A 26118-nucleotide genomic window follows, 5' to 3' on the forward strand; every position below is an offset into this window, starting at 1 on the left:
TTTCAATGAATACTCCAACGCTAGCACTGCACGAATCGATCGAACTGCATGAAGCGTTAAACTTTAAAACGCTCTGCCTGGCTAAGTCAAAACTTTTGCAAGGCTTGGTTTTTGACCAAGAGCTAAAAGCGTTAATGCAGAAAGATGTATTTCAATCCACACAACAGATCGCCGAGCTGCAAGCAATCTACGCGAGAGCTCCTTTCCAAGCGCCTGTTCCGAATAGCCCCACACCTATAACACATTAAAGGGGAACGCAAATGAATACTGATTATCTAGACCCGATTAATTCATTAAATATGCCGGAAATGGCAGATATGACTTTTGCAATGGACTTCCTTCTTCGTGCCAAGGAGGGTGTGCGAAATTTGTCCATCGCCCTGACGGAAACGTCTTCTCCGGATGTAAGAGCTCTGCTGCGCAATCATCTTAAGCAGGGGATTGCGATGCACCAAGAAATCACGGAACTCATGATTCGCAAAAAATGGTTCCATCCTTACGAGCTGAACGAACAGTACCAACTCGACCAGCTTTCGGCGAAAAATACGGCGATGATCGGGCAGATGAATTTGTTCCCGGAAGATACGTCACGTAAAGGGATGTTTGATCGTACCCCAGATGAACATATTGGAGGACATAATGCATGAAGGCGGTAACGTACCAAGGGATTAAAAATGTCGTGGTCAAAGAGGTACCGGATCCGAAGATTGAGAAACCGGACGATATGATAGTCAAGATCACCAGTACCGCCATTTGTGGTTCTGACCTTCACCTTATTCACGGGATGATTCCTAACCTTCAGGAGAATTATGTTATCGGGCATGAACCGATGGGGATCGTAGAAGAAATTGGCCCCGGCGTGACAAAGGTAAAGAAAGGTGACCGTGTGATCATCCCGTTCAACATCGCATGCGGAGAATGCTTTTTTTGCAAAAATCAGCTGGAAAGCCAATGTGACAAGTCAAACGAACACGGGGATATGGGGGCATATTTCGGCTACTCCGGAACGACCGGCGGATACCCTGGTGGGCAAGCCGAGTACTTACGAGTCCCGTTCGCAAATTTCACCCACTTCAAGATTCCCGAAAACTGCGAACAACCGGATGAAAAGCTAAGCTTGATCGCCGATGCAATGACGACGGCATTCTGGAGCGTAGATAACGCGGGCGTAAAGAATGGAGATACGGTCATCGTGCTCGGCTGCGGCCCGGTCGGACTTCTAGCCCAGAAATTCTGTTGGCTGAAGGGAGCAAAGCGGGTAATCGCCGTTGACTATGTCGATTACCGTTTACAGCATGCGAAGCGAACGAACAATGTGGAAATCGTAAACTTCGAGCATGATAAGAATATCGGCAACAATCTCAAGGAAATGACCAAAGGCGGCGCCGATGTCGTAATTGATGCGGTAGGAATGGACGGTAAGATGAGCGATCTCGAATTTCTAGCCAGCGGTTTGAAACTGCAAGGCGGCACCATGAGCGCATTTATCATTGCGTCTCAGGCTGTCCGCAAAGGCGGGACCATCCAAGTCACTGGGGTATACGGCGGACGCTATAACGGATTCCCGTTGGGCGACATCATGCAGCGCAACGTGAATATCCGTTCTGGACAAGCTCCTGTCATTCATTATATGCCGTATATGTACGAGTTGGTTACGTCGGGGAAAGTGGACCCTGGAGACATTGTCACGCACGTCATTCCGCTCAGCGAGGCCAAGCGCGGCTATGAAGTGTTCGATACGAAAACGGACGATTGCATCAAAGTCCTCTTAAAGCCTTGAATATAGATAAATAAATGGGAGGAAAATCAAATGAATTCCAATTACGCCTTGCATGAGATGCTGGAGGTTCATGAGATGGCTGCGTTCAAGACTGTTTGCATGACCAAATCCAAAACCATGCAAGCTCTGGTAACCGACCCGGAGCTCTTACAAATTTTGCAGCAAGACGTGCAATTATCTCAGCAGCAGCTTCAGGAGCTCGGTGGAGTGCTGTCTAAAATGACCCTATAGGAGATATAACATGAACACAATATTAGAACACATGACAGGGCTTCAAACGCTGACCGACGACGTGATCGCAATGGATTTTTTGATGAACGCCAAGAGCGGAGTCAGAAACTACGCCATGGCCGTAACCGAATGTGCCACCCCCGAAATCAAGCAAATTTTGATGAAACAGCTCGACGAAGCTATAGACTCCCATGAAAAGATAACAAACTACATGATGCAGCGGGGCCTATACCATCCCTACCATATTCCGGAGCAAATTAAGCTCGATCTGAAAAATATTCAGACCGCTATGAACACTCCGTCCTGACACGGTATTCGTCCCGACAAAACGCGCAAAACCACTATGGTTTTAGGCGCGTTTTTGATTTTAGCCGAAGACTTTAGAGAATAAAATGTTCCCCGTGTCAAGAATCCAACAATACAATAAGGGCAGACACGCTTCGCACTTATTTTGGCTTCGTCACAAACAACTTGAACAAGCGTTCCCTCGTTCGTCTTGCTTCTGATTGTCATCGCCACGCACTCTGTGGATCTCTGCTCTCACGTCTATCCTTCTCTATAAGTAATCTTATGTTGCCAATCTTTGATGATAACGTCTGATGTACCGAGATAATAAAGTTTTAGACTGACTAATTTAACTATCAAACCCGTTAGCGTAGTGATCTACCATATAATACGTTTCACCTCACTGTCTATAACCGAAATACTGTATAAGATGATCTATCCTAAACCTCAACGCTAAACCTTCCCATCTTCTGGCGTATTGGGCGAAAGAAAGCACGAATCTCCTCGGCTAACAACTCTGTCTCTTCGAATGCAGCAAAGTGGCCACCTTTAGGCAGTTCAGTCCACTGTTGGATATTTGTATAGGTGCGCTCAGCCCACTCTCTAGGCGTTTTATTGACTGGTTCAACTGTTAAAGTAACCCCTGTAGGTACTAAGCGACGTTCAATGTTTCCTGAACAGTCACTCCATTCCCGCATTTTTTCAATAATCCTGAAGACCAATGCGTCCAGGGAATGAAGCACCTCTCCCCTCGACAAGTCCTTTCGTGGAGAGTAGTATATCAACCAATCATTTGATGACATCCGCCGTAATGGTGTCGACTTGCCATGGCAGAGCTGTGCGAATTCACCCTGCACCCCCATTTTTACGTGAGAAGCAGATACAACTCCAATCCAGTAGCGGCTTTGCTGGTGTTTTAGATTGATCGTCATCGTTACTGTCCCTTCTTTCTCCATGATTCATGGGTTACATGTTTAAAAATTTTGAAACAGTCCATTTGCAGAATATGATGACGAGAGCGCATTTCGATAAGCAAAAAAAACTCTCTAATAATCATCTGATGTAACGATATAAAAACGCTACTGACACCATCTTGTCAGTAGCGTTATACATTTTTCAGCTTCATTTATGTTAATCTATCGTTCCACGTTAGTTCAATTACGAGTGCCTATTTTTTTCTGTAATGCAGTTCTCTGCTTTTACTTCTCCAAACAGCTCAGACCCGAATGAGAAACGTCAGGCTTGACTCTTATTTTCTAGTACTGTATAGTACTAAATATGAAAAATAATCAATCTCGTGTGTCCAACAAAGAAACGGTGCTTCAGGTGGCTGCGTCGCTATTCCTAACCCGAGGGTATCAGTTGACGAGCATGGACGACATCGTCACCGTCAGTAACGTGTCAAAAACCAACATCTATTATCATTACAAAAACAAAGAAGAGCTTCTAATCGCCATCGTCGACCAATTAATCGATCGGTATGATCGGCAAATCTCTCTTGTATTGTCGCAAGACGAGTTGTCTATTCCGGATCGCTTGGACCGAATGCTGCGCCTGTTTGCGGATCATCAGGAGCAGCAGGATATTCTGGGGGGCTGCCCATTCCTGACCCTGTATACACAAACGGCTCACGTCTCCGAAGAAGTCGCCGCGAAAATCAAAGCTTTCTTCGATTGGCAATTAATCGGGGTGGAGCGTCTGCTTGAGTTCGGTCAGCAAAGAGGAGAGCTCTCCCAAAATATGCCGACGGCGGCAACAGCGGCGCTGATCGTAACGTCCGTCGAGGGAGCGCTGTTCGTCGCAAAGGCATGTGCACGTCCCAGATTGTTGGAGGAGCTGCGTCATGGGCTTGTGTCCATGCTTATGCTTAAGCGTTAATCGCTTAGGCGTTTTTTTTGGATTAATTAGTACCGATTAGTACTAAGTTAAAAACCAAGGAGGAATTCTTATGAAAATTTTTCTAACAGGGGCCACAGGCTTCATCGGCAAAGCCATATTGGCAGAGGTTACAACTGAAGGGCACGAGGTGTATGCATTGGCGCGTGACTTATCGCGATTCTACCCGGTAATCGAACAGTTGCCTTCAAGTCTACAACAAAGGATCAAACCGATCGTTGGGGACTTATCGCTACCACGTCTCGGCATGAGTTCGGCCGATTACGAGCTACTGACCGATGTCGATTTGATCATTCACGCGGGTGGTCCCATGAACATTCGACTGAATGCGGCGGAAGCGGAGCGTGCGTTTCTTCTACCATCAAAGGAGCTAGCCGAATTAGCTGTGCAAATTCATCGGAACAGAAGGCTCAAACAATTTATTCATATCGTCGGGTATATGAGCCCGTACAACGAAGAGAACGGGTTAACAGACCAAGATGCCGCGCTACGGCATGCTCCTCCCTACGAACGATCTAAGTTTCAAGCGGACGCCTACCTTCGTAAAGCGCTCCACAAGCACGCGATCCCATTATCCACGGTAAACCCAAGTACTGTGATTGGCGACTCTGTTACTGGCAAGACGGAACAGCTCGGTGGACTGGGGATCTTGGTGGACGCCGTTCGCAGAAACCTGATGCCCCTCGTGCCCGGCGGAGACAAACACTGGCTGCCTATGGTGCATCTGGATCATGTCGCTTCGTTCGTAGCCAATCTCGTTCGCACGGATGACATCGCCAGCAATACGTATTATTTGTTGGATCCCCGGAGCGATAGTCCAACCATGAGCGCGCTAATCAGTACCATCGCCACCGAGCTGCGCACGATGAGGCCGATTGGAAGCGTCCCGCCAGCGATGCTCAAAACTGCACTCGGCGCGGCCATAGGAGAACGCTTAGGCATCCCATCCGAATCAATGAATTTTATTGTGAATCGTGACTTCTCGGTTAGTTCGAAAACGACCATCGAGGATATGCACGGAAAACGCACTTCTTTGACAAAAGACACCTTCCCTTTCGTGATCGCCGATCTTGACTTTCGGCTATCCCACCCGGCATTCACAGCGTCGGAAGGGTTCATGCAGAAGAGAAGATCCAAAATCATCACGTTAGAACGGACGTGCGAAGGTCCGCCACTTGTATTACTGCACGGTACGTTCAGTAGCGCTGACCGGCTTATGCCCATTGCCGAACGACTGAACGGCCACCGTTCGATCCTGGTGGATTTTCCAGGTTTTGGCCGTTCGCCAATTCCTCGTGGCTCATCCTTAATTGAGGACTGCGTAGAGGCAGTCACAGAGCTCATTCTTGAACTGGAGGAGCCGGTTATGTTGGCTGGCCATTCGTTCGGCGGGCTGATCGCTGCTATGGTCATGGAGCGGATAGAACCTCGCATTCGGAAGCTAGTGCTGCTGCAGCCCGTCCTGCACCCCGTATCGACCAAGTATCGGTATGCTACGATAACCGACAAGATCTTAAAGTGCATCAATCCGTATTCTATTGAAAGTGAACTGCGGAAGGGCGGTGATTTCACCAATGGGGGCGAGGGTATGGAACGATATGTCGAGGCAATGATCCGTGATCTTAAATCGTCGCGCATTCGCCATACCAACGCTTGGGCGATGTCTCTTCTCACGCAAACCAGTTCATTCAGGCTGCGGCCAGAAATCTGGAATCCGGACAAAGTTCGACTATTGCGGGGCGAGCGGGACGGCGAGTTTCGTCTTCCGGCACCGTTCCGCCGCTTCGACATTGATTCGCTTCCTTACGGCCATCAATTCCCGATCGAAGCTCCGCTTCTCGTGGCAGATTGGTTTAAAAGCTCGATTTTTTCGTAAATGACCACTTTGAAAATGCACATCGTCCTGTTTTGCACTCATAGCGTTTAGCCACTTCTAAATATAGACACGATTAATGACTCATAGTTATGTTATAGAGGTAATAATTGGAGATCGCCTTAAAACGGGGTGGTCTCTTTAATTGTTTAATGTTGAACTAATCTCCCTCTATGAGGTTTCTTTGTTCTCCTGAATACTCTCGAAATCTCACGATTTCTTGGAATTCAAATCTAAAAGACAACTCTTGCTTGGAACCATGTTGAAACAGAAGAAAATCCTGGGGTTGAGGAAATCGCAAAAGTGCTCCTACCTAGCCACTTGTCAGTAAAAAGTGGTTACTCAGGTAAAGTATGGTCGCACTTAAGGATCTCCACTCTCTCTCATGGAGGTCAACCCTCCCATGTCTCACAGAGTCTACGCTTCCACATTCCTTCAATCAACCTTCCCACGAGGTGGAGGTCAGATATGCTGCACGACAGGATCTTTGTCCGCACTTTAGTTCAGTTCCGACTCATCCGTGCTTCAGTTGTCTTGGTGTTATCAAAGAACCATCAAGAGTAAGCTACCTTAACTAAGCAACCATATTTAGTGAAATGAAATGAGGGATGTCGTTTAGCATCTTCTCTTCGTTAAAGCCTCATAAAGTGGCACTAGTAGCATGCGCGAATAAGCTAGTTCATTGGCTTTATGCCATTTTAAAAAGTAAGAAGTCATTCCGTCCGGATTAATAAAAAGTTAATGGAATAACCTTCCAACAGATCCATGTAGCAAAGTGGTTTTGGGGTCTAAAACATAATTTGTAGTGTACAGTCTAGGGGCAAAAACGATGACTTCGGAATTTTTGTAGTGCTAACAAATGGAATTGACATGACACCAAAAGGTGTCGTATTATCGAAGTGTCACCATTTGGTGTCCAATTAAAGGCTCATAATTTGGAAGATTGGAGCCTGAAGAAGACTCTCTTGAAAACCATGTAGGAGGAGGAAAAAATGAGCAAGGTGATCAGTGCGGAATTAACTTCGCAGATAGGAGCACAGCCCCGTGGAAAAATGATTGCGTATTGGACGGTCACATTACTACTCGCAGCATCGGTTATGTTAAGTGGTATCGGTCAATTGATGCAATTTGGGGGGAACCTCGAATTAGTGACAAAGCTTGGTTACCCTTCATACGTCTTGACTATTCTCGGGATATGGAAAGTGCTTGGAGCCATCGCTCTCGTCGTGCCAGGATTTCCTCGGCTTAAAGAATGGGTTCATGCAGGCATCTTCTTTTTAATGACTGGTGCAGCCATCTCTCATATGTTTGCCAGTGATTATGGTGATTACGGGTTTGCTATCATTCTTCCGCTTTTTTATTCGGCACTAAATATCGTCTCGTGGACGTTGCGTCCGGCGAGCTGTAAACTTTAGGGAGGTGGTGAAGAAACGGCTGTCCCTTCGTACCACAAATAGAAAAAGATTTTGGAGGGAGTGTCGTGAGCGAGAGCAACCAGTCGAGGGATATTTTTGACGCGATTGCAGATCCAACTAGACGCAAGCTGATTCAGCTGTTAGCAGAGGCAGAAGAGATACCGCTTCATGAATTAACTGTACAATTTCAAATGGGGCGTACAGCGGTATCCAAGCATTTGACGATCCTAAAAGAAGCAGGGCTGGTACTGGACCGAAAAGTAGGCAGAGAAACGCGATTTAGGCTAAACGCCTCTCCACTAAGAGAAGTTCAAGACTGGGTGGCCTTCTACAACAGGTTCTGGAGTGCAAATATGGTTCGCTTGGGCCAACTATTGGAGGAGGAAGAAGAATGAGCTTAACATTATCCTTGGATTTTCAATACAAGACATCAATGGAGAAGCTTTGGTCTGCATTAACCGATTCAAACAAGCTTGCTAAATGGGTGGTTAATAACCAAACCGGCCAGGCGATGGAAAACAATTTTAAACCTGTCGTAGGACACCAATTTCAGTTCCGTACACAGCCTTCCGAATACTGGGATGGAATTATTGACGGTGAAGTACTGATCGTAGACGAACCAAACCGCTTGTCCTATACGTGGGCCAGTGGAGGAGAGAAGCACACAGTTACCTGGACGCTGAAGGATTTAGGAGAAGGAGAAGTTAACCTTCATCTTGAACAAACGGGAATTTCGAATGCGCAAGCACTGGGTGGAGCGAAGTATGGCTGGAGTAAATGGTGCGGTGAGCTTGAAAAGGTGCTGGAACAATAAGAGAATCGGTACGAACGATGTACCTCCAGGAGATGACCCTTGAATTCATTAGGGGTCATCTTTTTTTATGTCTGCTGCCTATGAAAAGAAGAATGTTGCGACTCACCGCGCGATTTGACCATAGCCAATCCTGGCAAAGCACATCGAACATGAATTGTGATTGCAGCCGTTGATAAAAACGAAGATTAAATTTTGAAAATTTATTAAATTAAAACTGTTGCATAAAAACCGTCCGGATGGTATGTTATGTATATAAACCGTCTGGATGGTTTGGAAATATCAAATGATCAGGAGGTCAAAAGCATGTTAAACACAAAGGTGGCACCATTTCCCCACAAATTCCATTCTGACCCGGAGCAATCTTATGCTTTGACGGCACCGTATTACACGGACCCTCAAATTTTTGAAATAGAGCGGGAAGCCATCTTCTTTAAAAACTGGATTTTCGCCTGTCACGCGGAAAAGCTGAGACAGCCAGGCTCTTATTTTACGTACGCGATTTTGGATCAGGAAGTACTCATTACGAGAACCAAAGACAATCAATTGAAAGCGTTTTATAATGTGTGCCCTCACCGCGGTCACCAATTATTGGAGGGGGAAGGAAAAAAAACGACAATCGTCTGTCCTTACCACGCCTGGACTTTCCAGATGGACGGAGAGCTGATCAAAGGGCGCGGTGCTGACAAGGTAAAAGGATTCGACCACAAGGAGCACTGCCTTACTCCTGTGCGGGTAGAGGAATATGCGAATCTGATTTTCTTCAATCTGGATAGGGATGCACAGCCGGCACACGTAATGTACAACGGGTTGGAGCAAGACCTGAAGCGCTACATCCCTGAGCTGGATAAGCTGACGTTCTCCCACCGTCTGAAATTCGAGGTCAAAGCCAACTGGAAAGTAGTCATCGACAACTTTCTGGAATGCAACCATTGCAGTCATACACACCCCGCTTTGTGTGATCTGATTGACTTGAAAAACTATAAGTCCTACATCTACGACTACTATTCATCCCATACAGCGCCGATGGGCAACTCAGACGGAAAGGTCGCTTACAAAATTGATCCGAATGGCGGCAACCAAAATTTTATTGCCTACTGGCTCTGGCCGCTGACCATGTTTAATGCGAATCCAGGGGAAACAGCGCTGCAAATCTTTCATATCATGCCGACTGGACCGGATACGACCATCGAGTATTTTGACTTTTACTTCCTGGACAAAGAGCCAACGGAAGAAGGCTGGGCAGGCATCAATTATATGAAAAACGTTTTGAACCCCGAAGATATTTCGATTTGCGAAGCGGTGCACAAAGGGCTGAAATCAAAAGGATATGCGGGTGGACGCCTGATCGTTGATGAGGAAAGAACGGGAGATATCAGTGAACACGCTCTTCATCATTTCCAGGGCTTGGTGTTACAGGCGTTAAACGCTCGTTAACATATGACTGAATAATCGAAAAATAATTCTACAAGCGAAAAAACGAAAGGGGCAAGTCGCATGCAAATCGCAACGAAAAAGTACCAAATGTTTATCGATGGTGAGTTCGTCGACTCCAGCTCACAGGAGACAACCCTAGTCATCAATCCTGCGACAGAAGAAGTCATCTCGGAAGTACCAAAAGGAACAGTCGAAGACGTACGCAGAGCGATTGAGGCAGCAGAACGTGCACAAAAAGGCTGGGCGAAGCTGGCGCCGATTGAGCGTGCTGCCCACCTGCGTGCCATCTCCAAAGAAATTCGTGAAAACGTCGATGACTTAGCGCGTACGATTTCAGAGGAAATGGGGAAGACGCTTGCTCTCGCTGAGGTTGAGGTCCATTTTACAGCCGATTACATCGACTACATGGCAGAGTGGGCGAGAAGATATGAGGGCGAGATTGTTCAGAGTGACCGACGAAACGAAAATATTTTTGTCTTCAAGCAGCCGGTCGGAGTAATCGCAGGTATTCTGCCGTGGAACTTCCCATTCTTTCTCATCGCTCGCAAAGCGGCACCAGCGCTGATTACAGGAAATACGATTGTGATTAAGCCAAGCGACGAATCTCCGAACAATGCAATCGAGTTTGCAAAAATCGTGGAAAAGGCGGGTCTGCCCAAAGGTGTCATCAACATCGTAACAGGCAGCGGCCGAGTGCTGGGCAATGAGCTTTCTGCCAATCCGAAAGTGGGCATGGTCAGCTTGACAGGCAGCTACGCAGCAGGGGCGGCAGTCATGCGTGCAGCAGCGGAAAACATCACGAAAGTATCGTTGGAGCTGGGGGGCAAGGCACCAGCCATTGTCATGGATGATGCAGATATCGATCTGGCGGTCAAGTCCATTGTTGCATCCCGTGTCATTAATACCGGACAAGTGTGCAATTGTGCTGAGCGTGTTTACGTACACGAGAGGATCGCGGAGGAATTTATCGAAAAAATCGTCAAGGCGATGGAACAAACCAAGTACGGAAATCCGTTGGTAGACAGAGACATTGATATGGGGCCACTTGTGAATAAAGGTGCTCTTGAATCCGTAGACAACCAGGTAAAACGAGCCATTGCTGCGGGTGCAAAACTGCTGACAGGCGGAAAAAGAGCAGGAGATGTCGGCTACTACTATGAGCCAACCGTGCTCGTAAACGTAACAAACGAGATGGAAATCATGCAAGAAGAGATTTTTGGCCCAGTTTTACCCATTGCCACCTTCTCTGATCTGGATGAGGCAATTGAGCTGGCGAATCACTGCGAATACGGTTTGACCTCGTCGATTTACACGCAAAATATCGATGTAGCGATGCGGGCTAGCAACGAGCTGCAATTCGGAGAAACGTATATCAATCGTGAAAACTTTGAAGCCATTCAAGGCTTCCATGCAGGTTGGAAGAAATCCGGGATTGGTGGAGCAGATGGCAAGCATGGCTTAGAAGAGTACTTGCAAACTCATGTTGTTTATCTACAATATAATCAAGGTAAAAAATAGAACGAGAAACTGAAATCGTAGGCTTTGATACATAGGGGCCGTATCCAACTCCTGAATATGCAGTGTAAGCACCCATTCAGAGTTTGTATGCGCCCCTTTGCTGTTTCCAAAAATGATATCGCTTTCTTTTGTAGCTGCACGACTTATTCATTCAGAATATTACCACTTACCAAAATATTTTGTTTATTTTACAAGATTTTCCAAAAGGGGATGATGTGCGATGAATAGTGAAGCGGGTGGGCTCAAAAGGTCGCTAGGCTTTTTTAGCGTATTCATATTGGGGATCGGGCTCTTGGTGCCGACTTCTGCGTTCTTTGTCTACGGTATTGCAGCAGGCATTACAAATGGACATGTTCCAGCTGTTTACGCCTTTGCTGCGATTGCTATTTTTTTCACAGTGCTGAGCTATGCCAAAATGTCGAAGGTCTTTCCGCGAGCGGGTTCAGCGTACACCTATGTACAGCAAACGTTTCACTCAAATACGGGCTTTTTAGTCGGATGGACGACCTTGTTCGATTACTTGTTTCTGCCGTTTACCTATGTGCTATCCGTCACGATTTATTTGGAGCCACTGTTCCCGCAAGTGCCGTTGTGGGTCTGGGTAGTGGCGATTATGCTGACCATGACGCTAGCCAACGTATTCAACGTCAAGGTAGCGGTTTCGTTTACAACCCTTCTCATCATTGTTCAACTGATTACGATCGCGATTTTCATTGCACTGCTGATCAAATATCAGTTGACGCAGGACCCGGCACAGCTTTTTTCTTTCCAGGCGTTTTACTCATCGACCTTGACCTGGCCGACCTTATTGTCAGGGGCAGTGATTCTTGCTTATACCTTTATCGGGTTTGACGCTGTCAGCACGCTGGCAGAAGAAACACACAATCCCACCAAAACCATTCCCAAAGTCATGATTTCACTGGCTGTGTTTATTGGTATCCTGTACGTCATCCTAACATATTTCATGCAATCGGCATTTCCGAATATTTCTGTGTTTGCAAGCCCGGATGGTGCAGCTTTTGAAATCGCGCAACAAATCGGGGGAATTCTCTTTTCGTCCTTGTTTTTAGGTGTGGTGATTGCCAGCTGTCTCGTGGGGGGAATATCGGCACAGATGAGCATCTCTCGCTTACTGTTTGCGATGGGGCGAGATAATGTGATACCGCGAAAAATATTTGGCTATTTACATCCAAAAAGCGGTATTCCGATCTACAACATTTTGCTTATCGGAGCGCTTGGCATGAATGCCGTTTTTCTAACCTTGGATCAGGTCGCTTCCATCATCAGCTTTGGTGCGTACACTGCTTTTACGTTTGTCAACCTCTGTGTAATCAAGCATTACTTCATTGAGAATAAAACGAGGTCATGGAAAGGGATTATTTTTCATCTCGTGTTCCCTTTGATTGGTATCCTGTTTATAGCCGCGATGTGGTTTAACATTAGTAGAATTGCTCTGATTCTTGGTGTTGTCTGGGTTTCCTGTGGCTTCGTGATGCTCATTTTCCTGACGAATGGATTTAAAAAACCTGCGCCTACCCTTGCTATGGATAAAAAAGAGGAAGAGCTTGACTCCTCCAGCTTGTCGGCCGATACGACTCAGCCCAAAATGAATTTGACCTGATCCATCAAACAAAGGATAACCAGCCTGTTTAGTAGCAGGGATGGTTATCCTTTTTCCTGGCATTCACCCTAGATTACAACTGATCCTTCCGAGTCAAGGCAACAAGCTCGTTCAAGACTTTTTCGCGCAGCTCTGGTTCCACAGAGGTCAAGCCGAACATATCGCAGAACCATAGGCCATCTATGGCGAGTCGGATGATCGTTGCGAACACGGGGTCCAGTCCATCATTTTCGACATGGCGCTGCCAGACAGCATAATGGTCTTGCAAAGGCTTGAGCAGCTCGGGATCAGTGGCAATGGCAGCGAGCAAACCCGCGGTTAATTGATCAGGGTCATGCATGGAGACCTCGATATAGGCGCGGAGTGTATGACCAGGATCGGAATCCTTTTGAGAGCTTTTCTCTAAATTTTCTGTGTATTTCTCGATTACAGAAGTGATACCGCCCTCAATCAGCGCCTTTTTGTTCGGAAAGTAATGCAACAGGCCGCCTTTGCTTACTCCGGCTTCATTCGCGACATTCTCCAGCGTGAGGTAAGAGACTCCCTTGGTGTTAATAATTCGTGATACGGCGTTTAAGAGTTCGTCGTTCTGGATCTTTTTTTTCAAAAGAATCAAGCCTCCAATAATGAGAAATACCGACCAGACGGTATTGAGATAATGATATCATTCCATTCTATGTAATTCAATGCATACCATTAAGAGAGACGTGTTTACCAGATGTCTGTGTCCAGATTATAACATGTGTGTAAAATGAAAGGGAAACCCCGCCTCCTAAAATGCGAGAGCGGGGTTACGGATTTTATCGATTTTGATCCAAATAGTAGTGGATAAGATCGTGAATCGTCGTGTTCATATCCTCGAAGGAAAATCCAGCGGCAATCGCTTTTGCAACCTCCATGGAAAGAGATCCTCCTACCAGAAATGTTCTGATTTTTCAACCTATAATGATGATTTGACTGGCGCAATGCTATAATTGGGAATACAAACAGTAGGAGGAGGACAGCCATATGCTTAGTAGACCTACCCGCGATGAAGCAAGCGGCTATTATTTTATTTATATTGATCAAGTACCAGAAGGCGATTTGTCTGTAATTCTGTCGGAGCAAATGAAAGAAACAGTCTCTTTGCTCTCTTCCCTAGAGGAAAATCAGGGAGATGATCGTTATGCCCCGGACAAGTGGACGGTCAAAGAGGTGCTGGGTCACATCATCGAAACGGAACGCATCATGAGCTATCGTGTTCTCAGCTTCGCCAGGGGAGAGCAGGCACAGCTATTTGGCTTTGATCAGGAGGCCTATGTGAAAGCAGCCCGTTTTCATGAGCGCAATCTGTCTGACCTGCTGGAAGAATTCACGGCTGTACGTCAAGCCACGCTGACCCTATTACGTGGTGTGCCCCAGGAGGCTTGGACAAACACCGGCAATTTAGGCAATGCCAAGGTGTCTGCGAGAGCGATTGCTTATGTACTGACAGGGCATGAAAAGCATCACGTTCAGGTGTTGAAGGAAAAATACTTGTCGGTATAAGCTGGATCGGATCATTTTGTTTCTGTAGAGCTGCCTGTTGCCTAGGTGGCTTTTTTTCTATTTCCATGACCATAATAGCAAGAATGAAGATGAAACCGTGACTGATCCTTGGTAAAGTGGGAGACGTAACAGGACGGGAGGGAAATACAATGGAGCAGCTCCAGCTGACTTTTGATGAAAAATGGGAGATCATTCTTGCCTGTGACAGCGCATACGATGACGTGTTCCTGACTGCCGTCAAAACAACCAAAATATACTGTCGCCCATCCTGTCGCTCTCGAAAGCCAAAGAAAGAAAACGTCTTGTTCTATCAGGAGAGAAAAGAAGTAGAGGCGGCAGGCTTTCGAGCGTGTAAAAGATGTCAGCCGGATTCCAATCAAACGCCACAAATGAGCGTCGTTTCACAGGTAAAGACATTTTTGATTGACTCGTACAAGCAAAAAGTCGTTCTCGAAGATATTGCGAGACATGTAGGACTCAGCGCTTTTTACCTAGAGCGATTGTTTAAACAGCACACAGCAGAGACCCCACGTTCTTATTTGGAAAAAATCCGAGTGGATAAAGCCGCCCATCTGATTAGCACCACAAGCTTATCGAATCTGGAAGTATGCTACGAGGTGGGGTTCCAAAGCCCGTCCCATTTTTATCACGCCTTTCGCAAAGGAAAATTATGCTCACCAGGAGAATATCGCAAAAAGGCGAGGGAGGAGGGAGCAAGCTGAATCGTATGGAGATAATGGAAGTGCCAGCCCCAGACTGTTTTTCATTCAAAGAGTGTCTAGCTTTCCTGGGCAGATCGGATCAAGAAGTATTGCATCGAATCGAAAAAGATTCCTTTTATAAATTGATGAAGGTCAATGGAGAGCTCTTGTTACTCAAGATTAGCTGCAAGGAGCCTCAAAATCCGGGTGCAGAGCAGAAGCTGCAGATACAATTTCTCGTAGGGAAACCATCAGAAGCGATAGCCAGGGAAGTAACGCTTTATCTGGAGCAATTGTTTGATTGGCAGCGTGATTTGCAGCCTTTTTACGAGCGGGCAGAGCAAGATGAGATTTTACAGCCACTTGTAAAGCGGTACTATGGTATGCGGATCGTTGGCATCCCTGATTTATTTGAAGCGTTGACATGGGCCATTATTGGTCAGCAAATCACGCTCAGCTTTGCCTATACGATGAAAAAACGCTTTGTCGAGCAATTCGGGGAAAAAGTAGTGTTTGAAAAAGAAACGTACTGGCTTTACCCGACTGTTCAAACTGTAGCTGCTCTAGAGGTAGATGACTTGCGACAGCTCCAGTTTACGACCAGAAAAGCGGAGTATGTGATTGAGGTAGCAAAAAAAATGGCGACTGGCGAGCTCAAAAAAGAAGGCTTGCTTCAAATGCAGGAGCCGGGAGAAATGCATAAAGCCCTCACAGCCATTCGTGGCGTAGGAGCCTGGACGGCTGATTACGTCATGATGAAAAGCTTGCAGCAGGCGACTGCTTTTCCCATCGCAGATGTAGGCTTGCACAATGCGCTAAAAGTGCAGCTCGGTTGGCAGGAAAAACCATCCCAGGAACAGATCAGACAAATGGCTCAGAACTGGAAGGGCTGGGAAGCGTACGCAACGTTTTATTTATGGAGGTCGCTCTATGATGATTTTACATAAGCTTGATTATCCATCACCGATCGGAGTAATGGAGATCATCGGGACAGAGGAAGCTGTTCGTTCCATCATGTTTGCAGAAAGGGAAGCTCCTCATATTCCCGCAAACAAGAACCAGGTCCCACAGGTTTTGTGGGATTGCTACAAGCAGCTTGAAGAATATTTTAGCGGAATGCGAAGTGAGTTTTCATTTCCTATCTACATGGAAGGGACGAGCTTTCAAAAAAATGTATGGAACACATTGGTGACGATACCGTATGGAGAGACAACCTCGTATTCAGCCATTGCGACTACACTTGGAAATGAAAAGGCTGTGCGGGCTGTTGGCAATGCAAATGGAAAAAATCGCTTGAGCATCGTAGTTCCTTGTCATCGGATCGTCGGAGCCAATGGCAGCTTGACTGGCTATGCGGGTGGATTATGGCGAAAGGACTGGCTCTTGCAGCACGAAAAAACAAATGCATTTCCCAAAAAATAGCCAAAGTAAGGTAAAATGGTCCAATAAGACACACGAGAAAACTGCATATCTGGGAACAGGTTCCTTGGAATTGAGAGAATCCAAGGATAATAGGGAAGCTCGGTGAAAATCCGACACGGTCCCGCCACTGTAAGAGGGGAGTCAGCGTACAGATGCCACTGATCCAGCCATGGATTGGGAAGGCAAGCGACTGATGATGATCCCAAAGTCAGGAGACCTGCCTGTTCCGACAACACTGATCGACCTACGGAAGATGGGGAGGTGTTAGAGGTGGCTTTTGTACCAGCATGCGAAACGTTTTTTATTTCCGCTATTCTCTGGCATTTCTAACGTTCGATTCGATCGTGGGAAGTGCCTTTTTGTGTTGGGCTAAAAACAGGATGGATGGAAATAATGAACAACAAGCCAGACGTGTGCGGAGGTAGGACATGAACGAGCTGTTCATTTGTCAGTGGTGCGGATATATAGAAGAAGTTGTTATTGCAGATGAGAATATTACAAGCGTGCGCCAATGCGCGTGTTGCAGCAAGGAAGAAGTAGAAAGTTTATTTTCCGAGTAAAATGATAGGAAAATCATTTCAAATCTGTGAAATTTATGCTAGCATTGGTTGCTAAAGCAGTAAAATTGAATAATGTGGAAACAGGTGCTCGATGTCAGATGACGGAGCTTAATAGGGAAGATCGGTGCAATACCGACACGGTCCCGCCACTGTAACAGATGAATCAAACGCGAGAAACCACTGATCCACTCGATTGGGAAGGTGCAGTTTGATGGTGATTCTGGAGTCAGGAGACCTGCCTGTTTTGACGACACTGTTTTGACCTACGGAGAATGGGGAGGTGTTAAAGACGGCCAGGTTTGGGTTGGATAAAAAACATAGAGGCATCTTTTCCTTGCATTCATAGAAGGGAAAGGTGTTTTTTTGCTGGGAAGAAACGAAATGCACCGATGATAGAGAAAAATGAAAGCGAGGAAAGAAGTATGTTGCACACAAATAATCGACTGAAGATACAAACGATTGGGTTTTGGCTGTTATCGCTATGCCTGGTCTTCACACTAATTGGATGCGGAGCAGCTCCACAGCAGGCGACGACTGAGCCTGCGGCTACGCAAAAAACGAATGAGTCTACAGCAGAGCCTGCGTCAGCCAATCCAGATGAAGTCATCCTCGCAGCTCCGCGTGATTTGGCACCAGGGCCACAGGATGCGTATTATACAAGCACCATTCTTTATGTATGGGAGCCACTTTTGACAGCTGGAGAGGACGGGGAGCCAGCACCAAAGCTAGCGAAAAGCTGGAAGATGTCCGATGACGGCAAAGAGTGGACGTTCACACTGCAAGAGAATGTTCTTTTTCATGACGGGGAAAAGCTGAATGCGGATGCGGTGATCACCAACTTCAATCGCTACCAGCAGGTAAGTCCAAAAAGCTCGCCTTTTTACACACTGGACAGTAAGAAATCGTACCCGGGTTTAAAGGAAATCGTCAAAGTAGATGACCTTTCCTTCAAGCTCACATTCGAGCAGCCGCAGCCTACGTTACTTTATTCGATGGTGAGTTTTTCGAGTCCGATCTACAGTCCGAAAAATTTCGATGAAAAAGGAGATTTCAACGGGCTGCCTCAAGGCACCGGCCCTTTCAAGCTGGCTGCGCATGAAAAGGATCAGTATGCGCTGTTAGAAGCATTCGATGGTTACTACGGTGAAAAAGCCAAAACCAAAAAGATTCGCGTACGCGTCATTCCTGACCCGGATACGAGACTTTCCGCGTTAAAATCAGGGGAGATCATGGGTGTGATGGACTTGGGAGCCATTCCTCCGTCACTTGCTAAGGAACTGTTAAAAGATGATCGTTTTGAGATTTCTACAGCCAAGTCGACGATCTCGCATTACTTGCATCCGAATGGAAAAAAACCGCCATTTGACAATCCGAAGATGCGCAAAGCAGTCAGCATACTGATTGACCGGGAGCAGCTGGTGCAAGAGCTGTATTTGGGTTATCCGACTGCGACCGCAAACCTGTTGAATGTGACTTCGCCGTTTTACAAGGATTTCCCGATCGCACATAACACTGAGGAAGCGAAAAAGCTGGCCACAGAAGCACTTGGTGGCAAGCGTGAGAAGGTGGATTTAATTGTACCGACCTATGGACTCAACCGTTACCCGTACAAAGCACAGGCAGAATGGCTCCAAGCGATCCTTGCCGAACTGAATCTCGATGTAGAAATCCGTATTCTCGATGGAGCGGCATTCAAAGACGCTCAGGCAAAGGGTGATTACAACCTCGCTCTCGCTACCCAAGGCTTGCCGAGCGCTGATCCGTACACAATCTTTACAAACTATATTGCGAGCGACGGTTCAAGCAATAAGAGCTACAGTCTCGGCTATAAGAGTGAGCGGGTAGATGCGCTGCTCGAACAAGCCAAAAATACGCTTTCCATGGACGAGCGCCGAAAAATATATGACGAGCTTCAAGCGATATCTGTGGAAGAACTGCCTACCATCCCATTGTTTAACGATGCGAGTCTGATCGCGTATAACAAACAAATAAAAGGCTATCAAGCAACGATTTATGGAACGACACTTCCGCAGCTAGAGTGGGCGAAGTAACATGCTTTACTTGGTTCGCAGACTGGCTACGACCATTCCCATTTTGATTGGGATATCCTTGCTTGCCTTTCTTCTCAGTGTCATTTCTCCGGGAGATCCTGCAGTAGAAGCGCTTAGCATGAGTGGAATCAGCGAACCGACGTCGCAAGAAATCGCAGCGAAGCGTGAAGAGCTGGGCCTGAATGATTCGCTTCCTGTGCAATATGGCAGATGGCTGGGAAAGGCTGTGCAAGGTGATCTGGGCGTCTCCTATATGACAAAAGAAGCGGTTAGCGGTGAAATTATTCGCCGCTTGCCCGTCACGCTTTCGCTCTCCCTATTGGCTGTTCTGTTTGCTGTAGGCTTTGGCATTCCGCTTGGTATGCTCATGGCGCTAAAGAAAAACACATGGCTGGATCAGGCAGGACGCTTTCTGGCGCTTATACTCGTCTCGATCCCTGGCTTTTGGTTGGCAATTTCGCTGATCACCTTGTTTTCAGAAAAGCTGGGCTGGCTTCCGACAAGCGGGTACGGAACCTGGCAGCATCTGATCATGCCTGCCATGGTGCTGGCTTGTGGCACGAGCGCCGTATTGATGCGGCTGACCCGAGCTGCCCTGATGGAGGCACTGAATCAGAACTACATTTTGACTGCGCGGGCAAAAGGCTTGCGGGAGCCAAGCATCTTGTCCTTTCACGCCTTGCGCAACTCACTCATTCCTCTGATTACGGTCATCGGAATCTATTTTGGCTCGATTCTGGGAGGTTCTGTGATTGTAGAAGTCATTTTTGCCCTGCCTGGAATCGGCATGTTTGCCATGGATGCTATTTTTCGCAGAGATTACCCAGTCATTCAGGGATATGTGGTTTTTACGGGCCTCGTTTACGTCGTGTTTAATTTGCTCGTCGACTTTTCCTATGCTTGGATTCATCCACAAGTAAAGCTGGGGGTGAAGCTGAAATGACGCGATTGCGCTACTTTCTTCATTCACTTGGCCCGATTGGCGTCCTAGCCACTGTGATCCTGATTGTCATGATCGGCAGCAGTCTGCTTGCACCATGGCTTGCTCCTTACGATCCGAACCAAATTCGGATGTCGGAGAGGCTCGCGCCGATTTCTGGCGAGCATTGGCTAGGTACAGATACGTTAGGGCGGGATGTTTTCAGCCGGGTGTTGTACGGAGGGAGAGTTTCCATCGTGCTCGCGCTTGCTGTAACAGTAGCCACGATGCTGATCGGTCTGGTTATCGGCACACTCGCAGGTTATTTCGGCGGCTGGCTGGATGATGTCACCCAAGCCTTTATCCATATTTTTCAAGGCTTGCCTGGACTGAGCTTTATGATTGCGATCGCAGGAACATTAGGGCCAGGCGTGGAGAGCATGTTTATTGCATTGGTTGTGACATCGTGGGCGGACTTTTCTCGAGTCGTACGTGGAGAGGTTATGAAAATACGTGAGGAGTCCTACATTGAGGGAATTCGCGCAATCGGCGGCAATCATTTGTACACGCTGATCCACTATGTTGTTCCCAATATGATCGGACCAATTATCGTTCTGTTCACTGTGCGTATCGGACGCGTCATTTTATCGATTGCCTCGCTCAGCTTTCTTGGGCTTGGCTTGCAGCCGCCAACTCCTGACTGGGGGGTCATGGTCAACGATGCTCGGCCGTTTTTTCGCAGCTACTTTCATCTCATTCTGGCGCCAGGACTATGCATCGCCTTGATTTCTTTTGCGATTAATTGCATCGGGGATGCCCTGCGCGATGCACTCGATACCAAAACGGAAAAGGCAAGCTGGCTATCATGAAAAGGACAAGGAGGCAGTCTCTATGGAGCCTTTGCTGTCAATAGAAGAGCTGACGGTTACGTTTCACACGCCATTGGGGAAAGTTAGAGCCGTCGATGGTGCCAGTCTGACCGTGCAAAAAGGACAAATCATGGGGCTCATCGGAGAAACAGGGAGCGGGAAGTCTGTACTCGGCCTCTCCATCCCAGGGTTATTGTCCGATACAGCAAAAATAACGGGTGTGATCCGCTTCATGGGACAGGATTTGCTCTTGCTACAAAAGGATGGACTACGAAAGCTGCGAGGGACGAAGATTGCTTTTGTCCCGCAAAATCCAGCTACGTCACTAAATCCAGTCATGCGAATTGGTCGCCAAATTGCGGAAGCGATCAAAGCGCCCTATACACGAAAACAAAAACGAGCACATGCCGCCCGGTTGCTGGCAGAGTTGAACATGCCAGAGCCGTGGGAGAAGCTACAGCAGTATCCGTTCCAACTGAGCGGAGGGATGAAGCAGCGCGTTCTCACAGCCATCGGAGCAGCAGGACAGCCTGCGCTCCTCATAGCAGACGAGCCAACCAAAGGGTTGGATGCGATTGTACGTGATCAGGTAGTTAGTTTGATCCGCCAGGTGGCAACACAGACAGGTGCAGGAATTCTGATCATTACGCATGATCTGTATGTAGCCAAGTCATTGTGTGATGAAATCGGAGTTATGTACGCGGGGGAGATTGTCGAGAGCGGCCCAGCCGATGAGCTTTTTGCAAAGCCGAAGCATCCGTATACAAGTGGGCTGCTACAGTCCATGCCAGGAAAAGGAATGATTCCGATTCCCGGGCTTAGTCCCAGTCTCATGGAGGAGCACCATGGCTGTAAATTTCAGGCGCGCTGCTCGCAGCGGCTTGTGTACTGTGACCGCATCGCTCCTGAGCTCTATACCGTAGATGATCGCAAAGTGAGGTGCTTTTTGCATGATTCGGGTCGAGCGAGTGAGCAAAACGTTCAAGACCGGCTGGCTACGACAGCAGACGTATGAAGCAGTCAAGCATGTCTCTTTTTCCATTGGGAGAGGAGAGACACTGGGCTTGATCGGGGAGAGTGGCTGCGGAAAGTCGACCTTGTCTCGGTTAATGGTCAAGCTGCTTCCTGTCGACGAGGGTCATATATTTTTCGAGAGTACAGATATTACACACTATACCATGCGGCAAATGTTTTCCCTGCGGACCAGGATGCAAATCATATTTCAGCATCCGGATTCGGCGCTACACCCACGTCAGACGATGCTGCAAAGTCTGGTTGAGCCGTTACTGCTGCATAAAATCATGGACAAGGAACAGGCTGTCGAGCGGGTCAAAGAGGTATTGGAGCCCGTAGGCTTGACTCACGATATTTTATCGCGCTATCCACATCAGGTTAGCGGTGGACAGATCCAGCGGGTAGTGATTGCTCGCGCTCTTACACTAAATCCACGATTTATCGTTCTGGATGAACCAACATCAATGCTTGATGTATCGGTGCAGGCGCAAGTCATCGAAGTGTTGAAAACGATCCAGCAACAGTTTGATTTAACATACTTGTTCATCTCCCATGATCTCGATTTGGTGGCTCATGTGAGCGATCGGATCGCGGTGATGCACAAGGGGGAAATTGTTGAGCTGGATCAAAGCGAAAAGGTGATGAGTGACCCTGCCCATCCGTATAGTCAGAAGCTTGTACACGCTTTTTGTGGGTATCAGCTGAACGGGTAAATGAGAGGAGAGGACACAATGAGTAGTCGACCGATATCCATGTCTGCTTCCGCATTTTGGATCACAGCATGGGAGAGAGCAGTGCAGACCGATGTCCGCGTGAAGGACGATTCCGAGGAAGAGAAGTTTTGGGAAGGGTACGCTCCCATGTATGATGAGCGCAATCCGCTCGCACCGTATACTTCGGTTATGATGGACGCGGTGTTTCCTCATCTTCGCCCAGAGGATAACTTGTTAGAGGTAGGTCCTGGAACGGGGGGCTTCACACAATTATTTGCGCCGCATATTGGACGTATTACCTTGGTTGAGCCGTCTGCATCGATGTTTGCCGAATTTCGTTCCAATTGGCAAAAGACTGGCTATGAACTGCCAGAGGTCGTGCATGAAAAATGGGAGGAGGTTGAAGAGGCTAAGGCAGATGTGCTGTTTAGCGCCAACGCATTCTACCGGATTCGCGATATGAAAGAGGCACTGCTGAAGATGCATGAGACTGCAAAACGACATGTGTTTTTAGTTCAGTCGATTGGGCGTCCGTTTGCTGGACCTCTCTCGCTTTCCTGTCAGGATCAGCTGTATGAAAAAGAAAGAGCGGTCGCCATCTCGGAAATATTGGAGGAGCTCGGGATCAAGCATACGTACCGAACCTTCCCTGTTGAACGAAAGAACGGCATGACTCATGATGTGGCGCTGATTCATTGGGAGCCATAGCATTCATAATTTGAGCTTGGTTAAAAAGCACCCTTCTAACGGGTGCTTTTATGATGGAATGAACAGGAATTGTTTCGTCTTTCTGCCCATGATTTTGTTTTGTGAAAAAATGTTCACAAACTGTTCACTTATGAAGAGGCTTCCTAAATCCTTATGATGAAAAAGCATTTCAAAGAAGGGATGATGGAAATTGCCAACGACGAAGAAAGAAAGCTTTTATTTTGGACTAATGATGTGTTTTGGGATGGCTCTGTTCATGACATCGTACAATTTATGGACGAACGGTTTGCTCGGCACGATCTCATTGGAAGGGTTACTCATCCAGTTTATTCTGGTATATATCATCGCTTTCGTACTGGAATCCTTCCTGGTCGGTCCAATTGCAAAGAAACTCGCTTTTGCACTACCTTTTGACAAGTCCAAGAAAGTACTTGTGATTTTGTCCATGGCCTTTTTTATGGTGAGTGGAATGGTTCTTTGCATGTCTCTTTATGGATTGGGGACTGCTTACTATTTTCACAGCATCGATGGACAAGCCATACTTGCGAGTTACTTTACATTCGTAGGCAAAAACTTTATTGTTGCTTTTCCTTTGCAGCTTTTTATCGTAGGCCCGATTGTTCGGTACTTGTTTACGAGATTTGTAAAAGAGAAAAGAAGCGCGGAGTCCTTTCGCTAATTCGTCATTGCGCGAAAAGATGTGAGCTTTTAAGATATGGATAGCAATCTTCTAGGAGGGATCTTATTGCAGCAGCTCTTTAACGAACTGGTAAAGTGTGATGTCAAGCCGTTCCTTTCCAAGCATGGCTTCGCAAAGAAAGGTTTGAATTTTTATAAGACCACAGAAAGTCTCATTTACATGATTCATTTCCAAAAATCCTCTGGCAACTCTTCGGACAATGTCATGTTTTATGTGAACTGCGGTATTTATGCAGCGGAGTTGGCACAGATACAATCTAGAGAGATTTTGACTACACCCAAAGAAGTGGATTGTCACTTCAGAGCAAGAATAGGGGAAATTACCGAGTCTGCCCCAGACCGTTATTCAATCACTCCTGATACGAATATGGATGATTTGAGAAAAACGCTGCTTAGTGAATTAGAAGAGGTTAACCATTTTTATGAGAAGATGAACAGTGCTCGAGATATCGTTCATTACTATACTTCCGGTCCCTTTTTACATCTGGGTGAAGAAAGCTTTCATTTGCTACTGCAATCCAATGATGTAGCAGCGGCTAGACAATATTTGAAGGCTTTGCAGGAAAAGTACGGAACAGAGAATCGATGGACGATATTCGAAAAGAAATACCAGGCCATCTTCCATAAATACGGTTTGGAATTTCATACTGGATAATTCATCATGCATGAAAATGAACAAAAATTCGGGCAAGGAATGGTAGACAAGCATCTGGTAAAGGTGATAGGATAACTTCAATCTTAAAAACAGAAGGGAGATTAGACTATATGTTAAAACTCATTATCGCAAATTAAATTCCAACGAATTTAATAGAAGGGCGATTCTATCCTTTACAAATAGTTTTATTTGGGATGCCCTTTTGCGATAATAGAGAAGCCATATCATGTCTAATTCATATAAGCAAAAAATAACGGGTTGTCATCCAGCTGAAGGCAGGCACTTGCTTTAGGCTGGTACCCATTATTTTTGGCGTATACAAAGACTTTATGAGTTTATTCTCATGAGGTCTTTTTCTGTTTTTAGGAGGTGGTCATTCCCGTAAATACACGTCATGAATCAAAGTAATGAAAAAATAAATCGGAGGGAATTTACATGCAAGAATATACATTAGTAAGTGATTATCGTAATAACGAAAGCTTGAAGGAGAGCTTTAATTCCTTAGTGATGCAAACCTTCAAGTTAGATTTTCGAGATTGGTACGACAAAGGGTATTGGAATGACAGCTATAGGCCGTATTCTTTTGTGGATAAAGGCAAGGTTATTGCAAATGCTTCGGTCAATCAAATGTCAGTGATTATAAATGGCGAAACCTTTAAAGCGATTCAGATTGGTACAGTTATGACAGATGAAAATTATCGCAATCAAGGCCTTGCGAAGCAATTAATGCAGCACATTATGAAGGAGCATGCAAAGAGTTGTGACTTCATGTATCTTTTTGCGAATGAAACGGTTTTGGATTTTTACCCGAGGTTTGGCTTTACACGTTTACATGAAAGTGAGTTTAGCGTAGACCTGGAAAAAAGCTCGATTCAAATGAATACAGATGCGAAAGTAAAGCAGCTTACGATTGAAAACGACCTTTCCTTACTTGAAAGATTCGCGAAAAACCGATATGTAAACACAAAGATTTTAGATGTGGAGCAGAATGAAAGCTTGTTACTGTTTTATTTCACAGTTGTATTTCAGGAATCTATTTTCTATTTGGAAGAGTTAGAAACGATTGTGCTCATGGAGGAAGAAGAAGGGATCCTGCGTATTTTCGATATCATATCGCTGTGTGCACCGAATGTTGAAGCGGTTATCGCAAGCCTTGTGAAGGAAACGACGAAAAAAGTGGTATTTTCTTTCACGCCTGATTTTACGATCGAGGGAATGACCGCAACCATTATGCAAAATGATGATGATGCTTTATTCATCTTATCGAAAAAGCCATTGCTGAAGGGGAATTTTATGTTCCCGTTAACATCCCATTGTTAATGGGGTGTGTTATCAAGCCTCACTTTGATCAAGCTTTGTTCAAAGTGAGGTTTTTTCTTGTGCCCAATTCGTTATCATAACGTTTTTATACAT

General features: G+C 46.4%; 28 protein-coding genes and 2 riboswitches. Of the genes, 26 read left to right on the forward strand and 2 right to left on the reverse strand.

The annotated features are described in order from the left end of the window. Positions 1–5 precede the first annotated feature (5 nt). From ADS79_RS11735 to ADS79_RS11755, 5 genes are read left to right on the forward strand one after another with little or no spacing between them, the layout of a single operon-like run. Positions 6–248: a hypothetical protein gene (locus ADS79_RS11735; protein WP_049738587.1), complete on the forward strand. Its 243-nt coding sequence runs from the start codon at positions 6–8 to the stop codon at positions 246–248. Between the two features lie 12 nt (positions 249–260). Beyond that, positions 261–647: a spore coat protein gene (locus ADS79_RS11740; protein WP_049738588.1), complete on the forward strand. Its 387-nt coding sequence runs from the start codon at positions 261–263 to the stop codon at positions 645–647. Continuing rightward, complete coding sequence (locus ADS79_RS11745; protein WP_049738589.1) at positions 644–1780, forward strand: zinc-dependent alcohol dehydrogenase; 1137 nt, start codon at positions 644–646, stop codon at positions 1778–1780. The genes ADS79_RS11740 and ADS79_RS11745 overlap by 4 nt, the downstream gene beginning before the upstream one ends. Before the next feature lie 30 nt (positions 1781–1810). Beyond that, complete coding sequence (locus tag ADS79_RS11750) at positions 1811–2011, forward strand: hypothetical protein (RefSeq protein ID WP_049738590.1); 201 nt, start codon at positions 1811–1813, stop codon at positions 2009–2011. 10 nt (positions 2012–2021) lie between these two features. After that, entirely contained in the window at positions 2022–2318 is a 297-nt protein-coding gene (locus ADS79_RS11755; RefSeq protein WP_049738591.1) for a spore coat protein, read from the forward strand. Between the two features lie 418 nt (positions 2319–2736). Here the strand turns inward: ADS79_RS11755 and ADS79_RS36085 are convergent, their stop codons facing one another. After that, positions 2737–3228, reverse strand: coding sequence for an EVE domain-containing protein (locus tag ADS79_RS36085; protein ID WP_236699954.1), 492 nt, complete (start codon positions 3226–3228; stop codon positions 2737–2739). Between the two features lie 439 nt (positions 3229–3667). Here ADS79_RS36085 and ADS79_RS11765 point away from each other — a divergent pair, with 439 nt between their 5' ends. From ADS79_RS11765 to ADS79_RS11800, 8 genes are all read left to right on the forward strand, one after another. Next, the gene (locus tag ADS79_RS11765) at positions 3668–4174 is read left to right on the forward strand and encodes a TetR/AcrR family transcriptional regulator (RefSeq protein WP_236699981.1); all 507 of its coding nucleotides are present in this window, start codon (positions 3668–3670) and stop codon (positions 4172–4174) included. Between the two features lie 70 nt (positions 4175–4244). After that, positions 4245–6068, forward strand: a complete 1824-nt coding sequence (locus ADS79_RS11770; RefSeq protein WP_049738592.1) for an alpha/beta fold hydrolase — start codon at positions 4245–4247, stop codon at positions 6066–6068. A gap of 989 nt (positions 6069–7057) precedes the next feature. Then, entirely contained in the window at positions 7058–7480 is a 423-nt protein-coding gene (locus tag ADS79_RS11775; protein WP_049738593.1) for a DoxX family protein, read from the forward strand. Positions 7481–7545: 65 nt separating this feature from the next. Further along, positions 7546–7875 (forward strand): ArsR/SmtB family transcription factor, encoded by a 330-nt coding sequence (locus ADS79_RS11780; RefSeq protein ID WP_049738594.1) that lies wholly within the window; start codon positions 7546–7548, stop codon positions 7873–7875. Beyond that, complete coding sequence (locus ADS79_RS11785) at positions 7872–8294, forward strand: SRPBCC family protein (RefSeq protein WP_049738595.1); 423 nt, start codon at positions 7872–7874, stop codon at positions 8292–8294. The genes ADS79_RS11780 and ADS79_RS11785 overlap by 4 nt, the downstream gene beginning before the upstream one ends. A gap of 303 nt (positions 8295–8597) precedes the next feature. After that, positions 8598–9728, forward strand: coding sequence for an aromatic ring-hydroxylating oxygenase subunit alpha (locus ADS79_RS11790; protein ID WP_049738596.1), 1131 nt, complete (start codon positions 8598–8600; stop codon positions 9726–9728). Between the two features lie 60 nt (positions 9729–9788). Then, positions 9789–11246, forward strand: coding sequence for an aldehyde dehydrogenase (gene aldA, locus ADS79_RS11795; protein WP_049738597.1), 1458 nt, complete (start codon positions 9789–9791; stop codon positions 11244–11246). Between the two features lie 220 nt (positions 11247–11466). After that, entirely contained in the window at positions 11467–12867 is a 1401-nt protein-coding gene (locus ADS79_RS11800; RefSeq protein ID WP_084765818.1) for an APC family permease, read from the forward strand. 73 nt (positions 12868–12940) lie between these two features. Here the strand turns inward: ADS79_RS11800 and ADS79_RS11805 are convergent, their stop codons facing one another. Further along, positions 12941–13474, reverse strand: a complete 534-nt coding sequence (locus tag ADS79_RS11805) for a TetR/AcrR family transcriptional regulator (protein WP_049738598.1) — start codon at positions 13472–13474, stop codon at positions 12941–12943. 401 nt (positions 13475–13875) lie between these two features. On the opposite strand from ADS79_RS11805, the gene ADS79_RS11810 reads away from it, so the two are divergent. The 13 genes from ADS79_RS11810 (at position 13876) to ADS79_RS11870 (ending at position 26025) form a co-directional block, all read left to right on the forward strand. After that, positions 13876–14394 (forward strand): DinB family protein, encoded by a 519-nt coding sequence (locus ADS79_RS11810; RefSeq protein ID WP_049738599.1) that lies wholly within the window; start codon positions 13876–13878, stop codon positions 14392–14394. Positions 14395–14543: 149 nt separating this feature from the next. Next, positions 14544–15116, forward strand: a complete 573-nt coding sequence (locus ADS79_RS11815) for a bifunctional transcriptional activator/DNA repair enzyme AdaA (protein WP_049738600.1) — start codon at positions 14544–14546, stop codon at positions 15114–15116. Positions 15117–15121: 5 nt separating this feature from the next. After that, the gene (locus ADS79_RS11820) at positions 15122–16042 is read left to right on the forward strand and encodes a DNA-3-methyladenine glycosylase family protein (protein ID WP_049738601.1); all 921 of its coding nucleotides are present in this window, start codon (positions 15122–15124) and stop codon (positions 16040–16042) included. Beyond that, positions 16026–16517, forward strand: a complete 492-nt coding sequence (locus tag ADS79_RS11825) for a methylated-DNA--[protein]-cysteine S-methyltransferase (protein WP_049738602.1) — start codon at positions 16026–16028, stop codon at positions 16515–16517. The genes ADS79_RS11820 and ADS79_RS11825 overlap by 17 nt, the downstream gene beginning before the upstream one ends. 40 nt (positions 16518–16557) lie before the next feature. Further along, positions 16558–16756: riboswitch (cobalamin riboswitch) on the forward strand. A gap of 386 nt (positions 16757–17142) precedes the next feature. Next, a riboswitch (cobalamin riboswitch) is annotated at positions 17143–17334 on the forward strand. A 165-nt stretch (positions 17335–17499) separates the two neighbouring features. Continuing rightward, positions 17500–19128 carry an ABC transporter substrate-binding protein gene (locus tag ADS79_RS11830; protein WP_049738603.1) on the forward strand — a complete coding sequence of 543 codons (1629 nt, stop codon included), beginning with the start codon at positions 17500–17502 and terminating at the stop codon, positions 19126–19128. A gap of 1 nt (position 19129) precedes the next feature. Continuing rightward, positions 19130–20071, forward strand: coding sequence for a nickel ABC transporter permease (gene nikB / locus ADS79_RS11835; RefSeq protein WP_049738604.1), 942 nt, complete (start codon positions 19130–19132; stop codon positions 20069–20071). Continuing rightward, on the forward strand, positions 20068–20916 hold the full coding sequence (locus tag ADS79_RS11840; RefSeq protein ID WP_049738605.1) for an ABC transporter permease: 849 nt from the start codon (positions 20068–20070) through the stop codon (positions 20914–20916). The genes nikB and ADS79_RS11840 overlap by 4 nt, the downstream gene beginning before the upstream one ends. 22 nt (positions 20917–20938) lie before the next feature. Beyond that, positions 20939–21931, forward strand: a complete 993-nt coding sequence (locus ADS79_RS11845; RefSeq protein WP_049738606.1) for an ABC transporter ATP-binding protein — start codon at positions 20939–20941, stop codon at positions 21929–21931. After that, entirely contained in the window at positions 21867–22643 is a 777-nt protein-coding gene (locus tag ADS79_RS11850; protein ID WP_049738607.1) for an ATP-binding cassette domain-containing protein, read from the forward strand. Before ADS79_RS11845 ends, ADS79_RS11850 begins: the two co-directional genes overlap by 65 nt. An 18-nt stretch (positions 22644–22661) precedes the next feature. Beyond that, positions 22662–23351, forward strand: a complete 690-nt coding sequence (locus tag ADS79_RS11855) for a class I SAM-dependent methyltransferase (RefSeq protein ID WP_049738608.1) — start codon at positions 22662–22664, stop codon at positions 23349–23351. Between the two features lie 190 nt (positions 23352–23541). After that, positions 23542–24030: a DUF2798 domain-containing protein gene (locus ADS79_RS11860; RefSeq protein WP_049738609.1), complete on the forward strand. Its 489-nt coding sequence runs from the start codon at positions 23542–23544 to the stop codon at positions 24028–24030. Positions 24031–24096: 66 nt separating this feature from the next. Next, on the forward strand, positions 24097–24705 hold the full coding sequence (locus tag ADS79_RS11865) for a DUF4304 domain-containing protein (protein ID WP_236699955.1): 609 nt from the start codon (positions 24097–24099) through the stop codon (positions 24703–24705). A gap of 435 nt (positions 24706–25140) precedes the next feature. After that, positions 25141–26025, forward strand: a complete 885-nt coding sequence (locus ADS79_RS11870; RefSeq protein ID WP_049738611.1) for a GNAT family N-acetyltransferase — start codon at positions 25141–25143, stop codon at positions 26023–26025. Positions 26026–26118: the final 93 nt, after the last annotated feature.

Origin of the sequence: Brevibacillus reuszeri (assembly GCF_001187725.1) — a bacterium.
GTDB classification, from domain to species: Bacteria; Bacillota; Bacilli; order Brevibacillales; family Brevibacillaceae; genus Brevibacillus; species Brevibacillus reuszeri.